This window comes from Flavobacterium sp. JLP (assembly GCF_015350755.1).
Classification (GTDB): Bacteria; Bacteroidota; Bacteroidia; order Flavobacteriales; family Flavobacteriaceae; genus Flavobacterium.
Window position 1 is genome coordinate 131,007 of record NZ_JADKPS010000009.1, and the last position, 16,480, is coordinate 147,486.

7 protein-coding genes are annotated in these 16,480 nt (G+C 33.6%); all 7 read right to left on the reverse strand.

The window, feature by feature from the left end; translation table 11 throughout:
- Positions 1 to 4 precede the first annotated feature (4 nt).
- The 7 genes from IRZ83_RS18585 to xyl3A all read right to left on the reverse strand — a co-directional run bounded on the left by IRZ83_RS18585 (position 5) and on the right by xyl3A (position 16,465).
- Complete coding sequence (locus IRZ83_RS18585) at positions 5 to 1,495, reverse strand: vanadium-dependent haloperoxidase (RefSeq protein WP_194570656.1); 1,491 nt, start codon at positions 1,493 to 1,495, stop codon at positions 5 to 7.
- A gap of 143 nt (positions 1,496 to 1,638) precedes the next feature.
- Positions 1,639 to 2,181 carry a hypothetical protein gene (locus IRZ83_RS18590; protein ID WP_194570657.1) on the reverse strand — a complete coding sequence of 181 codons (543 nt, stop codon included), beginning with the start codon at positions 2,179 to 2,181 and terminating at the stop codon, positions 1,639 to 1,641.
- A 229-nt stretch (positions 2,182 to 2,410) separates the two neighbouring features.
- Positions 2,411 to 3,898 (reverse strand): RagB/SusD family nutrient uptake outer membrane protein, encoded by a 1,488-nt coding sequence (locus tag IRZ83_RS18595; protein ID WP_228520732.1) that lies wholly within the window; start codon positions 3,896 to 3,898, stop codon positions 2,411 to 2,413.
- 11 nt (positions 3,899 to 3,909) lie between these two features.
- Positions 3,910 to 6,918: a SusC/RagA family TonB-linked outer membrane protein gene (locus IRZ83_RS18600; protein WP_029273703.1), complete on the reverse strand. Its 3,009-nt coding sequence runs from the start codon at positions 6,916 to 6,918 to the stop codon at positions 3,910 to 3,912.
- A gap of 646 nt (positions 6,919 to 7,564) precedes the next feature.
- Entirely contained in the window at positions 7,565 to 11,686 is a 4,122-nt protein-coding gene (locus tag IRZ83_RS18605; RefSeq protein ID WP_194570658.1) for a two-component regulator propeller domain-containing protein, read from the reverse strand.
- A 207-nt stretch (positions 11,687 to 11,893) separates the two neighbouring features.
- Complete coding sequence (locus IRZ83_RS18610) at positions 11,894 to 13,837, reverse strand: glycoside hydrolase family 97 protein (RefSeq protein WP_194570659.1); 1,944 nt, start codon at positions 13,835 to 13,837, stop codon at positions 11,894 to 11,896.
- Positions 13,838 to 13,870: 33 nt separating this feature from the next.
- Positions 13,871 to 16,465 (reverse strand): xylan 1,4-beta-xylosidase, encoded by a 2,595-nt coding sequence (xyl3A, locus tag IRZ83_RS18615; protein WP_194570660.1) that lies wholly within the window; start codon positions 16,463 to 16,465, stop codon positions 13,871 to 13,873.
- Positions 16,466 to 16,480 lie beyond the last annotated feature (15 nt).

Consider the following 16,480-nt stretch of genomic DNA (forward strand, 5'->3'; position numbering starts at 1 on the left):
GCACTCAATTCTCCGCTATCGTTTCGGGAGTTTTATTTCCGATATGGATATTATAAAACTTCCATTCCTGATGTGCTACATTTCTGCCCAGCTTTAGTCCTTCAACATTATCAGACTGAATATGGTAACCGCCCATTACTCTTGAGATTCCGGCCATATTTGCCGTTTCGGTTAAAGTGTTGAACTTCAAAACAACTTTCTTTCCTAAATTATCCGGTTCTGTCATAGCTCCTGATACCAATTCTGCAGATTGACCAAATGCATCGCTGCCTGTCCATAATCTTAAAGCTTCTGCACAACCACCACTTATCGTACTGTGACCTGAAACATAACTCGGAAAAGGCGGACATACAAAGGTGTCTGGAGAATAAGGTCTCCATTCTTCTCCCTGCATGGTAATCATTCCCTTTCCTGGACCTCCCCAAGCAGTAATCGTTTTACCGCCGTAATAGAAATGTACTAAGGCATTTGGTCTGGATGAATCATAAAACATTTTGGTATCCCAACAGGCAATAAAACAGTCCATCGCTGTTATCTGATTTAAAAAATACATTTTAACGTCCTGATCTAAAGTGTGATTGTCTCTTCTTGAAATATCCTGCGCAAATCTTAACCAGTGTCCGGCTTGCTGAACAGATTTTGGTCCGTCTCGCATAAATTCAACCAGTGCTTTGTCTTCATCCGTTAATTTGGCCTGTAAAGCAATAACTTCATCCACTTCATTTTTAAGTTTTTCTGAACCAAATAATGGTGGCGCAACAGCACGGAATTGGTCTCCTGATTTCAATCCGACTGGTTTTACTCTATTCCAAAAAGGAGTTAAACAAGCGGGGGCAAATTTTCCACCTTTTCCATCAGAAAAATATTTAGGCTGCCAGTGATTAATATCATTTAGTTGATCAACTGTATTTACGGGCGAATATTTAGTGTAATCAAAAAATGGTTTTCCGTTAGAACCTTCTTCTTCCGCATATTGATTCGAACCGTCTCCTCTTCTTGCCTCGATTACCGCTTTGGCCGCCAGATTACCAATTCCTTCTGGCGTTTTTGGATCTAAGGAAGTATTTGTTGGATCATAGCCTAATTCTTTCATGTAAGAAGCAAATAACGCTTTATCACTATAATAATATTCGCATAGTGCTCCATACGCTGCGTAACTTATCGCAATTTCTTTATTTTTTAAATTTTGCTCTTTTTTAGGTCTTCTTTTAATATCCGTTAGATATACCGGAATTGCTTTTTCGTCATAACGGCTCCATGCATCAAAAATAGCTACGAAAGTCAATCCCAAAAAGCGGGAAGTTACAGTGGGTCTTGGTCTAAATCTGTCTGTATCATTTGCAGTCGCTTGAACTGCCATTTCTCCCCATTTATAGGCTAAATTATTTTTTCCTGTTGGTTCGGCAATTTGATTTTTGTCTTTAACTTGTGCAAACGTATTTACGCTTAAAGCACTAAAAAGTAGCACTTTAAACAAAAATTTATAAATTTTCATTTTTGGTTGGTTTATATGGTTGTTAAATAGCTTTCTTTTCAATTAGAATTAATTGAAGTTGTATGTTAAATTGTAAAATAAAGCGATTAACCCTCAGTAAAACTAAAGATAAACGTATCTACAATTTAGCATTCAATGAAATGCTATACCATATCTGGAGGTGGATAATTTGTAGTAAAATATCCTGAAAGAAGATTTTTTTGTGGAGAATATGAATTTAAGGCAACAGTTGAAACTAATTTTACAGAAGTACTTATTAATAATACTGTGTTACTTTGAATGTAGTCCTGAAGGAAGGATTTTAATAACTTTTTGCCTGGATTTTCTTTATTTGAATTGTCATCAAATAACTGACTGTCAACAATCTTTTTTAATTTTTTATTTAAAGCTTCATTATGAGAACTTTTTAAGCAATATAATTTTAAAACATTGTTTTGAATTCTTTTCTTAAAGACATGATAGGTTTTATTGTTGATTAAGAAGTCTTCGTTGGTATCTTCAATACCAGAATCAACAACATAAGCATAAGGGTTGATTTTAACTTCAATTATTTCAAAATTTGCGTTGTCAGTTTTCTCCATAGCATTCACCCACACTTGCTCTTGTTGTTCAGCAAACGTGATATAAAATCCTAGAACATTATAAAACAATGTTACGATTAAAAAAAGTGAAGCAATCCTTTTCATTTGAATAAAATTTTGCCTGCTTAAAAATTGAAATAGTGAAAATTTAAAATCTTAGTAATGGTATTTTGTTTTTAAAAAAATGCATTATTAGCTGAAGAAGAAGTAAAAAAATTACATAAATTATAATTTCTTAAACAACATAATGTATTGATAAACAGCGCACGTTAATGCGCTGTTTGCCAAATACTAACTTAACTAACTCAAACTAACAAACTTCAATAATCCTCACCTAGTAGCCAGGATTGTTATCACTAGGTTTTATATTTGGATTAGAAGATGTTTCTCTATTAGGGATAGGCCATAATTCGCTTCTACCTACTTTAAAACCAGTACCTGCAAGCTCAGTACTAGCTATACCCCATCTTATTATATCATCAAAACGAACTTGCTCACCAGCTAATTCTACTTTGCGTTCATGAATAAGAGCTGTAAACACCTGATCTTTTGTAAGTGTTAATGCCAATAATGGCACGCCTGCTCTAAGACGAACCTGATTAATGTAGCCAATAGCGGTTGCTTGTACGCCTCCGGGTCTCATGCTTTCGCATTCTGCCATCATAAGCAATACATCTGAATAGCGCATTACTTTGAAGTTGATGCTTGAATCCAGATTTTCATCAGTACGTTTATAGTAATTTTGATATTTTTTCCAGCCTGCTCTTCTTAGACCTTCAGATGAAGAGAAATTAGCAGCTGTCATTGTATTAGCTCCATTGTTATATTTAGATCCTGGTACGTAGAAAGTATCTCCAAAACGTTTGTCACCCACCTCGTATGAATCTAATAAATTATCAGACGGATACACATTGTACCAGCCTAAATTACCATACTCCTGACCTCTAAGTGTAGATTCAGCCACACCGTCTCCTGCAGTATCACTACCCCATTTATCAGCTACTCCTAATTTTTCATCATATTCAATCTCAAAAATTGATTCCGGACCATGCTCGGTTTCATCCATGAAATTGTTATAAAAATTAGTTTCTAAACTAAATCCAGTAACTTTATTAAAAGCAACCAAAGCTTCGTCATATTTCTTTTGATACAAAAGTGCTTTTCCTAAATAAGCAAAAGCAGCTTCTTTAGTCGCTCTACCCTTATCTTCTACATTTTTGCTCAATAAATTTTTAGACGCAAAATCAAAATCATCAGTGATTAATTTATAGATTTCTGCCTTAGGACTTCTTGGTGCACCCACAATAGTTTGTTTGGTATAAATAGGCAAATCACCAAAACGAGGTACTAAAAGAAAGTAATAGTAGGCTCGTAAAAAATGAGCTTCACCTAAAAATTTATTCTTTTTCTCTTGTGTCAAAACTGAATTAGGCAAAGCCTGAATCTTCTCTTCGTTATCTAAGACAAAATTAGCTTTGGAAATTCCTAAAAAACAGGTTTCCCAATAAAACTGAATAATATCGCTACTTGCATCAAAAGAAAAATCAAGGAAAGGTTTTTTGTTCCCTTCTAACTGTGGGTTTCCTTTGTTTTCCTGAGCCATATTGTCTAAAGCAAAGAAAATATGTCTGGCATAGAGTCCTCTTGTTTGCAGATTTGCGTAGGCTGCATTTACTGAAGATTGTACCTGTGCTTCCGATTTAAAGAAAGTTTCAGGTGATAACTGATTTGGATTTGTTAATTCCAGATCATTATCGTTACATGAATTTATTGTTAAGATCCCTAACAATACTACAACTATATATTTTATTTTTCTCATCATCTTTTTATAAATTAAAATGTAACATCAAGTCCAAAAATTACTGATTTTGGTTGTGGATATCTGCCTATATCAATTCCGGCAGAATTTGCATTAGTATCTACACGTGCAACTTCAGGATCTAAACCAGAATAATTTGTAATTGTAACAAGATTTTGCGCACTTACATAGAATCTTATATGTGAAAAATAGCTGTTAAAGGCTTCTCCTGAAAAGGTATATCCTATAGTAACATTTTTTAATCTTGTGTAAGAACCATCTTCAACATATCGTTGGCTTGCAGAAGACCAGTTTTGGCCTGCCCCAAGCGCTCTTGGTAATGTAGCCGATGAATTAGTAACTACTCCATTTTGAACAATTGATCGATCTAAAACATCTGTACTGGCATTAAACAAACGTGACATAGCTTCTAGGTCAAACTTATTTGCATTAAAAACATCATTCCCCTGAACTCCTGTTATAAAGCAGTTAAAATCGAACTTTTTATATGCAGCTGTAAGGTTTAAGCCATATGTAAAATCAGGATATGGATTTCCTATATTAGTTTTATCATCAGAGTTAATTACTTTGTCTCCATTGCGATCTACAAACCTAATATCACCAGGTTGTATAGTAGTTTGGCCAGCCCCTAAAGCAGCATCTACTTCTGCCTGATTTTGATAAATCCCGTTAGTCTGATACCCATAAAAATAGAATAATGGCTGACCAACTTCCAATCTTGAGAAATTCTCTAGACCTGCTCTTACTGCCGGACCAGCTAAGACACTAGTTACACCAGGGGCTAAACCTGTTACTTCGTTTTTACTTGTTCCCAAATTTGCTATAGCAGACCAGGTAAAATCGCCTTTTCTGTCATTGTATCCAAGTGACAGTTCAAATCCGTGCACTTTTACATCGGCAACATTTTGAATTTGAGTTCCTCCACCAGCTGAACCTACAGAAGCAGGAAGCGGTACTGCGAAAAGAATATCGCTGCTTTTATTATTAAAATATTCGACAGATCCTGTGAATTTTTCATCAAACAATCCAAAGTCCAAACCTATGTTTCTGTCATTTTTAGACTCCCATTTCAAATCCGGATTTGCAGCTCTTCCTGCAGTAACACCAGCTCCTGCAGCTCCGTTAAACGGATATGTATAATTTGCTGCCAACGATGAACTGTATTGATAATCGTCTATTCTGTCGTTACCTGTTGTACCTGTACTCGCTCTAAGTTTCAATGTGCTAAAAACAGAATCGGTCATAAAACTTTCTTTTGCAATATTCCAACCTAAAGCAACAGAGTAGAAATTACCATAGCGGTTATTAGATCCAAAACGAGAAGAAGCATCTCGGCGACCTGAAACTGCAAGCAGGTATCTCTCATCGTAATCATAATTAATACGGGCTATGTAACCTAAATTATTAGCCTCAATATTACTAGAACTCAAATTGGCATCTTGTAGTCGCAACTGGTCTATTTCATTTGAAATATAATAACGGCTGCTAGCTATTAAATTCTGGCTCTTATTCTCAATTTTAGTTATAACCCCTAATACTTCTAAATTATGTTTAGAAGCAAAAGTAGTTTTGTATGTTAAACTGTTATCAAAAACAATGGTTTGTCCCTGAGAATTTGTTTCAGCAGTAGACGAATACGCCTGTTTATGTGCTGAACCATCTTCGTAACCTGGAATAAAAGTGTGATCTTGACTTGTATAATAATCTAAGGAAACCTGTGATCTGAATTTTAATCCTTTAAAAATTTGCAATTCAGCATAAATGTTTCCTATTATAGATAATCCCTTAATTGTTTGGTATCCTAAATTTGCTACACGTACAGGGTTTTCTGCATCCTGTCCATCAGCTGTAGATGGGCCTTGGTAACCTCCTACATTATCTGCATTATAAACTGGCAAATACGGCGCCATTTTAATAGCATGTTCTAATAATGTTCTACCTCCTGAAGCACGTTCTGGATTAGTTTTGCTGAATGACAATCCAATATTACTGCCAACAGTTAATTTACCTATATTTTGTGTATTATTGGCTCTGAAAGAGTAACGTTCAAAACCTGTACTGATAACAGCTCCGTCTTGTTTTAGATATTCTGCAGAATAACGACTTGTAGCATTCTCGGTACCATTTGAGAAACTTAAATTATAATCCTGCATTATGCCACTCTGAAAGATTTCGTCCTGCCAGTCTGTATTTATATTCCCAAATTGAGCAGCTCTTGCACTTACATCGCTCCCTAAATCTTTAGCATATTGTAAATATTGTTGTGTATTTAAAACATCGTATCTTTTAGTAATAGTTTGAAAACCTGTGTAAGTATTAAAATTTAGTTGCCCAGGACCTTTTTTCCCTTTTTTGGTAGTTACCATAATGACCCCGTTAAAAGCTTTAGAACCGTATAAAGCTGTTGTTGAGGCATCTTTTAAAACCGACATCGATTCAATATCATTAGGACTCAAGCCAGATAAATTACCTGTCAAAACTCCATCGATAACATATAAAGGAGCACTATTTCCCATTGTGGCCAAACCACGAATAGTAACTGTAGGGCTTGATCCAGGCGCGCCATTTACAACGGTAACACCAGCTGCTCTACCCTGTAAAGCCGACTCTGCGTTTGTAATAGGAACTGCTGTAATATCTTTTGAACTTACTGTCGAAATTGCTCCTGTTACTTTAGTTCTCTTTTGAGCACCATACGCTACTACAACTTCTTGTAAGTTTTGTGCAGATTCTACTAATGTAACATTAATTGTTGTACGAGTCCCCACTGTAATAGTCTGTGTAACCAAGCCAACAAAAGAAAACGTTATTCTATCAGTAGGATTCACTCCATTTAAAGAGTATTTGCCATCAAAATCTGTAGAAGCGCTAATTTTGGAACCTTCTACAATTACACTGGCACCAGGCAAAGGAAACCCTGAGGGATCGATAACCACACCCTGTATGGTCTTTGATTGTGCCATCACATTCTGATAGCTTATCATTAGCAATGCGATTATTGCAAATTTTAATTTTAACATCATATTAATTGGTTTTTTGTTTAGTTTAAATAATTATTTGGTTGTAAAGTTTTTGCTATTTATGCACTGAGACAATTTATTTTTTACGCTATTTTTCTGCCCTTTAAATTTTTGAAAATAAGAATACGATTTTCATTGATTTTATATTTTCCCAAATCCTAAAGTGTTGGTTTTAAAATTTGATTGCGAAAAAAATGGACTGTTCAATACACAAAAATTGGTTTCATTTCATGTTTTTAATTGGTTTAAAATTGTTAGTAATGTTTTCATGGTTATTGATGTTTAGTTAACTCAAAAATATAACGTTAACATAAATTTCACATACTACATATGATGCAAAAACTATCAAATTTGTAGCACAAGAGTTAAAAAAACGAACAAAATCAACATTTAGCTTTTATTTACTAAACAAAATAAAATTCCTATTTTGGTAATTATGAAGCATTATTTTTCATGCATTCATAAATTAAACAAGAATTAATCTTTATTTAATAATCACCCAAAAAGTATAGAATCGCATAAAACTTAATTATTTATACTTTACATTTATTTCTATTCCTATAATTTTCCTTTTTATTTTTCATTTTGCCTGTCTGTAAAAAACAAAAAGACGGCATAAAAGCCGTCTTGGAATAATTTAAAAAATGTATTATTTTTTGTTGTGAGTGGGCAGATAACCGTATTTATCTTTATAACATTTTGTAAAATACGAAGGAGAACTAAACCCAACTTTATAACTAATTTCGGTTATATTGTCATTGCCAAATTCTATTAATTCTTTAGCTTTTTCTAAACGCACATTTCGAATAAATTCATTTACTGATACACCTGTTAGTGTCTTAATTTTTCGATACAATTGGCTTCTGCTCAAAAACACTTTCGAAGCTAAATCTTCAACACTTAATTCCGTCTCGTTAATATTTCCATTTATATAATGCAATACATTTTTTATAAAATCATTATCTAGAGTAGTTGTTTTTTCTTTTGCTTTTGGTGTAATTCCGTTATAGAATTTATTAAACATAATTTGCCTGCTATTAATCAATTGCACCAGACTCGATCTTAAAATATCCATATCAAAAGGTTTGCTTAAGTACATATCTGCACCCGAATCAATACCTTCTAATCGATCTTTTACCAATGCTTTTGCAGACAACATCATTAACGGAATATGACTGGTTTTTAAATCGGCCTTAATACTTTTACACAATTCTAAACCATTCATAACAGGCATAATTACATCTGTTAAAATTAAGTCAGGCAATTTCTGCAAAGCTAATTCTAAACCAACCTGACCATTCTCTGCTACTAAAACCTTATACTCTTTTTTGAGTTCATTTTTTAAATAATTTCTAAGTTCGACATTATCTTCAACTATTAAGATAGTGTAAATTCGATCTTGTTTTTCTTCATTTTCCTCTGATTGGGTTTCCGCTTTTTCTACAACAGGCGTGAAACTCATTTTTTTCTCCTTTTTAAAATCCTCAAGTAATATTTCACTTTCATTAAAAAACTCTTTTCCAATGGGAAATAATAATTTAAAAGTAGTACCAACTCCCAATTCACTTTCTACTTCGATCATTCCTTTATGCAATTCTACAAAACCGCGTACTACTTCCAAACCTATGCCGGTACTTCCATAATAAGCTTTATTTAAATTGTTAACCTGATAGAAACGGTCAAAAATTCTCTTGATATCTTTTTTCTCTAATCCAGAACCAGTGTCTTCCACAATAACCTCAAATGAAGGATAAGAAGTTGCGGGATCTATCAAAGGAAAATGAATCAATTCGTTGTTGACCACTATTTTTACAGTTATTCTTCCCTTATCTGGCGTAACCTTAAAGGCATTTGAAATTACATTAAAAATAATTTTTTCAAACATTTTTGGATCAATCCAATCTTTTAAAGCTGTTTTATTAGATTCAAATTCCAAATGAATTCCACGACCCAATGATTCTTCATCAAAATAACTGACAATTTCTTTTGTAAAGCTTACTACCTCAATTAGTTGTAATTGCAATGTCATTTTATTGAACTGCAATTGGTTAAAATCCATTAACTCATTAATTAATCGTGAAAGTCTGTCAGAGCTTTTTTGAATTGTCTGCAATTTTTTCAATACACTGTCTGGCAAATCTGAGGAATAATTTCTGAGAATATCGCCTAACGGATTTAAAATTAGAGTCAATGGTGTTCGAAACTCATGCGAGATATTGGTAAAGAATTGCAATTTTTTATTATTTAATTTTTCAATCTGAACCGCTTTTGTCTTTTCAAATTCTATCATTTGGTTTTGTTTAAAACGATTCTGATAATATTGATTGCCAAAATAAATAGCGGCTAACAACAAGAGCGTATAAAATAAATAAGCAAAAGATGTTTTCCACCAAGGTGGTAGAATTTCAATTCTTAATTCTAATGGTTTTTGACTCCAAACTCCATTTTTTTCTGATGCTTTAACTTTAAAAATATAATTGCCTGGCGCTAAGTTTGTATAAGTTGCCGAGCGTTTATTGCCAACATAGTTCCACGAATCTTCAAAACCTTCTAAATAGTAAGCAAATTCATTTCGTGCCGGATATGAATAATTTACAGCAATAAAATCGATGGTAAATACAGACTGATCGTGTCTGAGGATTATTTTTTTTGTTTGGGAAATTACTTTTATTAAGGGTGAGTTTTTTTCTAATGGCCCAACTGATTTATTAAAAAGTTTTAGATCTGTAAAATAAATTGGAAGCTGTTTTTTACTCTTAACTAAATTCGTTGGATTAAAGTAATTTAAGCCTTCATAGCTTCCAAAATACAATACTCCGTTTTCATCTTTTAGAACCGAATTGTTATTAAAATCATTTCCTAATAACCCATCATAGATCGAATAATTAAAGGTAGTTTTGTTTTTTAAATTTAGTCTTGTAATTCCTTTCTTGCCACTCAACCAAATACCTCCATCATTAGATTCAACTATAGATGAAATTGACTTTTCATGAAGTCCTTTGAAATTAATATACCATTTAAGGCTATCTTTTTTTTTATTGTAACTGAATAAGCCTGCACCATCGGTACCAATCCAAATTTCTTTATTTTCAGCCTCATATAAAGTATTAATGGTGTGTGTACTTTTATGATTTTTTAGCTTTTCAGACATTTTATCTCGAAAAGAAACTACTGAAAAGGTAACAAAATCATTTGTCATAACCTTGTATAAACCTGTTGTTGAGCCTACCCAAACAGCATCATCTGAATCGACCATCACATTTCTGATGTCTAAATTCATTAGATTATAAAATGGTTTTGAATTACAATGATGAAATTGACGATCTGAAGGAGTATAATAGTGCAAGCCTTTTGCAAATGTACCAATCCAAATTACACCTCTTGAATCTTCCGCAATACTCATAATGTTATCTGAAGCCAGATTAGGAGTGTTTTTTGTATTATAATTAATAAAATTTCTGCTTCCTTTCTTTAAAAGAAAAATCCCTTCGTTCCAGCTTGACAACCAAATATTCTGTTTTTTATCAATAAATACTTTTGTAATATTATCATTGGTTAATCCAGAATAAAAGCTGGCATCAGATTTCGTAATATGTTTAAACTTTTTAGTTCTTAGATTATATACGTCGACTCCTCCTCCTTCCATAGAAATCCACAACTGCCCTTCATTGTCTTTTACAATACCGGTAACACAATTTGTTTGTAAGGATTGTGAATTTCCAGGCAAACTTTCGATAATATTTACCTTGCTGTTTATTTTATCGAAAATACCCAATCCCTTATTATAATAACCAAGCCAAATTCTACGCTCCTTATCAAGAAATAAAGACCAGACTGAATTTGAACTTAAACTACGTTCATTGAATTTGCTGTTCACATATTTTTCCTGAACAACACCTTGATCATTTACAATGATTAATCCATCATTTTCAGTTGCGCATAGTATTGTTTTAGGATCTGTTGCCAATATTGACATAATTCTTTTTTTCGTAATAGGATAAGAAAAAGCCTGATTAGAATTTAGATTTACTTTAACCAGACCTTTATATCCGTTGCCAATCCACAAATTTTGTCTGCTGTCTAAAAACATAGATACTATATTTCCTGATAAAATTTGATTATCGTTGCCTGCAATTATTTTTTGAACTTCGTTTTTTGCCTTATTGAGTACTTTCAAGCCAAAATTAGTTCCTAGGTAAATGGTTCCTTTTTTATCCTTTACTAAGCTGTTAATAAGATAATTTTCAGGATTAGAAACATCTAGCTTTATTGAAGTAATTTCTCTAGTTTTAACATTTAGTTTCAGTAAACCGCCATTAAAAGTTCCTAAAAATAAATTACCATTATTATCTTCAATAATGCTTTTAACAGAAATTACATTCTCTTTTTTTATCTTTTTTTTAATATCAATACTTTCAAAAGTATTTAAATCTCTGTTATAAAGACACAAACCTTCATCAGTTCCAACCCACAACCGGTTGTTTGTATCTACGTAAGTTGCGTAAATCAGATTACTATTTATTGAATTACTAGCGTTGGAATTTTGTTCATATGAAATATAATTTACTCCATCAAATTTAAATAGACCTGCACCATTTGTGCCCATCCACATAATCCCAAATTGATCTTGCGCAATGCTATAAATACCGCTTTTTGAAGTCTCTTTGTTGACTAAACGAAATTGGTAGTTTTCAAAAGTATTTTGAGAAAGCACATTATTTACTATAAAAAATAAGATAACAATAATGCTAAAACATTTTTTTTTTGACATATTACGATTAGTTAAATAATTATATAGTTTTTTTACTCAGAAACTTATTTGACGTCTTAATCATACAATTTTTATTATTTTAAGGCTAGGAAAGGAAAATTACAGATACAAATTTCAACTTCCATTCGCATTGCCTCATGCTGGTTTTTAAAGTGGCAAACTAAAAGGATAATTCATTTTAATTTGCTAATTAAATTTTAAAAAAAATTAATTCAACAACACTATTCCACCGTTAGAAGGAATTTCAATTTCAATCTCTTGATTATTTTTCAGCTTTATAGGTTTGACATTTCCATTTAACCTTTCATCATCGAAATAGTATTTTAATGCTGTTCCCGAAGCCATCATGGAAAGTTTTAATTTAATTTTCAGCGTTTCTTTTTGTGCATTAACTCCTGCTATATACCATCTTGCACCTTTTCTTCGGGCAAGCACAGCGTATTTACCAGGATATCCATTCAAAAACCTTAATTCATCCCAAGTTATTGGAACTTCTTTCATGAAATCGATAGCCCAAGATGGGGCATCGTATAAATTATTTGGCGCCAATGCAAAATGTTGCACACTGCTTTGAAAAAGTACTGCAGTGGCTAAGGCAAACACGTCAGAAGTAATTCGTTTAGAACCTTTATTTGGAATATTATCACTATTATAGAATTTATTTAATGCACTTCCCCCAAAATCCATACTTCCAACCGCGTTTCGAATGAAGGTATGTATTGAAGCATTTTTGGCTTCATTATCACAGCTGGCTTGTCCAAAATGCAGATTTTCGCTAGCTAACACGGCCTCGCTAGCGGCATAATTCGGATACATACGCTCCCAGCCTCTTGGCAGTGTACAACCGTGAAAAATAACCATAAGTCCAAAATCATTGGCATCTGTCAGGATATCTTCATACAATTTCATAGTGATTTGTTTGTCTCCACCAAAAAAATCTACCTTAATTCCTTTTATACCGATATTTTTCATCCAGGCCATTTCCTTACGGCGAATTATAGAATTGTCCATCATTCCTCTAGGACCTTGTGGTGCATCATTCCAATAGCCGTTAGAGTTATACCACAAATACAAACCAACACCTTTTTCTGCGCCGTATTCTGCCAGTTCAGCAATTTTATTTTTTCCTATCTGAGTATCCCAAAGTGCATCAATTAAAATAGTCTCATATCCCATTGCGGCACTAAAATCTATATATTGTTTTTGTACGGGAAAAGTAGTATTCCCATCCATTTTGATGATCCAGCTCCAGGAACCTTTGGTATATTTGTATTCTTTGAAAGCTTTATATTTTGGCTTAACCAAATCAAAAGGAATTGTTGTTTCTACAATTGGAGCAAGCGTTTCTCCAATAGTGATAGTTCTCCAGGGAGTTTCGCCACTGAGTGACATTCCCGGTGCTGGCGTTCCATTACCGTTATTTTCTCCCATCATAGGAAATCCCATAGTGTATAATCCTTTATCATGTCCAATTAATCGGCTGCCGCAATATCCACTGTCTACACCAGTTTCAGAGATTAAAAGCCAGCCATTATTTTTTACTTTAAAAAGACAGGGAAATGTATAACCTTCGCCTATACCGTTTTTTCCCATTTCGGCATCTAATGTATATGATGTTTCATAACTCGGGGCACTTCTTGCATATCCAGTCATTGGTTTGCTTTGCGGACAAAGAAAAGTTGTAGCTCCTTCGGGCAACATAAAGCCAGAAGCCTCTTCCTGAACAATGCAAGAAAGCACATCCTTTTGAGGATATATTTTATATTTAAAAGCTACATTGTTATTGCTTACCCTAAATATTACATCAATCGCTAGTTTATTCTCTTTGGTAAAAGAAAATACGGCTTCATTAGCTTCATAATGCACATTGCGCTGCTTGATAGTAAGCAGTTCATATTTTTCATCAATTTTATTCTGATTTACGTCTGTATTTAAAACTAATCCTGTTGAAAAATCACCAACACTGGTTTTCAAACCCAGAGGAGAATTTTCTAAGAACGTTTTTTCATTGTATGTAACACTATACAAAGGCAATCCATTAGAAACAGAAAGAAAAACTTTAAGTTTTCCATCAGGACTCTTTACAACTGATTGTGCATTTATGTTTAAAAAACTAAACAGACAAAAACATATAAAATATTTAAAACTCATAGCACTTTATTTTTTTGCAATAGAACAGCTATTTTATTGAATAGCTATTTTAATCATTTTCAAATCTTTAGCTTGTGAACTCGTACCATAATAAACTTCATACTCACCAGAAGTCACATTCATTCCCTTAATTTTTGAATCATAAAATTCAAATGATGAAGCAGGTAAACTGACCGTTGCATTTTGACTTGCACCAGCTTTTAAATCAATTCGTTGAAAAGCTTTTAATGTTTTTAAAGGACCATCAGTATCATTTACTTTTCGAACATAAACCTGAACTATCTCTGTTCCATCTTTTTTGCTGATGTTTTTTATTGAAAAGTTTAATTGTGTATTTTCATTAGACTTTATGTTTGTCTTAGTCAGATTTGCTGTAGTGATATTGAATTTTGAATAACTTAAACCAAAACCAAACGGAAACAAAACATCTGTTGTATATCTATATGTACGACCTTTCATCGAATAATCTTCAAAGTCTCTTAAGATGTCTGAATTTTTATAAAATGAAACCGGCAGTTTTCCTGAAGGATTATAATCTCCAAAAAGTACATCGGCTACAGCCTGACCTCCGGATTCTCCCGGATACCACGCTTGTAAAATAGCATCACAGCTTGCCGTTTCCGGCGTTAAAGCAATTGCAGAACCAGAACAGTTTACAAAAACCACTTTTTTACCTGCTGCCTTAAGCGCTTGCAGACATTTTCTTTGAACGGAAGGAAGTTCAATATTAGTACGGTCACCACCTTTAAAGCCAGGATAAGAAACTGGCATTTCTTCTCCTTCAAGCAAAGTTGAAAGTCCGCCAACAAAAATTACAGTATCAATTCCTTTTAATTTTTGAATAAGTGCTGCGAAATCAATATTATGTTCTTTTCCAAAATCGAACTCAAGATTGGCCTGCCAATTGTTTGACTGAGCATACAAAATTTCGATTTTATATTTTTGACCTCCATGAACCGGAAATGCAATTTTACCCGGAAGTGTACGCCAGTTGGTATATTTTGCTATTGATTTACCATCAACTAACAATTCAAAAGCTCCGGTAGCTCCGGTTTTAAAAACAAGAGTATCATTTACTTTAGCCATAAAATCTGCTTCAAATTTTGCTGAAAACCCTTCTAATTTTACTCCAGAAGCAAATTCGTGCTGACCTGCAGTGGTCATTTTTATGGGATTTAAAATATGCTGTGTTGCCACACTATTTCCTGCTCTGTCTGGATTATTCCAATAAGTAGCTTTGATACCTTTTTTTCCTTCAAAAGAAAGCTGGTCAAAATAAGTTTCATTTACTTTATCCTCCACTAAATCACAGGCTTTATCATAAACGATTTTGCTTGCGGTAACTTTTGATTCTATTCCTTTTATAACAGTAATTGTTTTTACTGGTGTTCCATTATAATTGCCCCATAACATTGGTTCATTATCAGCATTCGGACCTATAACTGCCACTTTGCTTAAGGTTTTATTTAAAGGAAGTATGTTGTTCTTATTTTGCAAAAGTGTCATTGACTTTTGAGCCATTTCGAGAGCTAACTGTTGATGTTCTTTACTATTAAGAACAGATGCCGGAATTTGAGCCCACGGTACAATTGATTCGTCATCCATTTCGCCTAAATCAAAACGCCCAATTAAAACACGAAGCAGGCTTTTATTAATATCTGATTCTTTAATTAAATCTTTCTCAACTGCTTCCGGTAAATTTTTAAAAGGATATTTTTCCCAAACACATTCTACATCCGTTCCTCCAAGTACCGCTTTTGAGGCTGCATGCGTTGCATCTGACGAAACTTTATGCGTCGTATAAAAATCAGTAACAGCTCCGCAATCTGAAACTACCATGTATTTATAACCCCACTCATCACGCAAAATACGTTGTAATAAACGTGTATTACTGCAGCAAGGTTCGTCATCCAAACGCTGATAAGCACACATAACCTGACGCACATCGGCATCTTGTACCAATGCTTTAAAGGCCGGCAAATAGGTTTCGTAAAGTTCACGAGGATCGACATTATTTAAATTCAATTCGTGTCTGCTCCATTCCGGGCCCGAATGAACAGCAAAATGTTTGGCACAGGCTAAAAGTTTACGGTATTTAGCATTTGCCGGACCTTGAAGTCCTTTAACAACTGAGATTCCCATACGAGAAGTCAAATAGGGATCTTCTCCATAAGTTTCCTGCCCTCTGCCCCAGCGTGGATCTCGAAAAATGTTAACATTTGGAGTCCAAACTGAAAGACTCAAAAAGCGTTTATTTTCATTCCCGTTTTGAATCCATTGGTTGTATTTAGCACGAGCTTCATCAGAAACCGCATTAAAAACATTATAAACTAACTGATCATCAAAAGAAGCTGCCATACCTATCGGTTCAGGAAAAACAGTAACATTATCGTTATTTGCGTAGCCATGCAATGCTTCACTCCACCAATTGAATTTTTTAATTCCGAGTCTAGGAATGGCATCACTTTGATCACACATTAATGCTGCCTTTTCTTCAAGGGTTAATCTTGAAATTAAATCTTCTGCACGTTCTTTTGAACTAAGAGATGCATCTTTAAACCGATATTGCTGTGCATTTACACTAAAAATGCATAGTAAAGTTAGGAGATATAGATAATTAACTTTCATGATTTTGGATTGGAA

Bases quoted from the DNA above. Each gene is read 5' to 3' on its own strand.
- IRZ83_RS18605 (WP_194570658.1), bottom strand. From the start codon at position 11,686: ATGTCAAAAAAAAAATGTTTTAGCATTATTGTTATCTTATTTTTTATA.
- xyl3A (WP_194570660.1), bottom strand. From the start codon at position 16,465: ATGAAAGTTAATTATCTATATCTCCTAACTTTACTATGCATTTTTAGT.
- IRZ83_RS18600 (WP_029273703.1), bottom strand. From the start codon at position 6,918: ATGATGTTAAAATTAAAATTTGCAATAATCGCATTGCTAATGATAAGC.
- IRZ83_RS18585 (WP_194570656.1), bottom strand. From the start codon at position 1,495: ATGAAAATTTATAAATTTTTGTTTAAAGTGCTACTTTTTAGTGCTTTA.
- IRZ83_RS18610 (WP_194570659.1), bottom strand. From the start codon at position 13,837: ATGAGTTTTAAATATTTTATATGTTTTTGTCTGTTTAGTTTTTTAAAC.
- IRZ83_RS18590 (WP_194570657.1), bottom strand. From the start codon at position 2,181: ATGAAAAGGATTGCTTCACTTTTTTTAATCGTAACATTGTTTTATAAT.
- IRZ83_RS18595 (WP_228520732.1), bottom strand. From the start codon at position 3,898: ATGATGAGAAAAATAAAATATATAGTTGTAGTATTGTTAGGGATCTTA.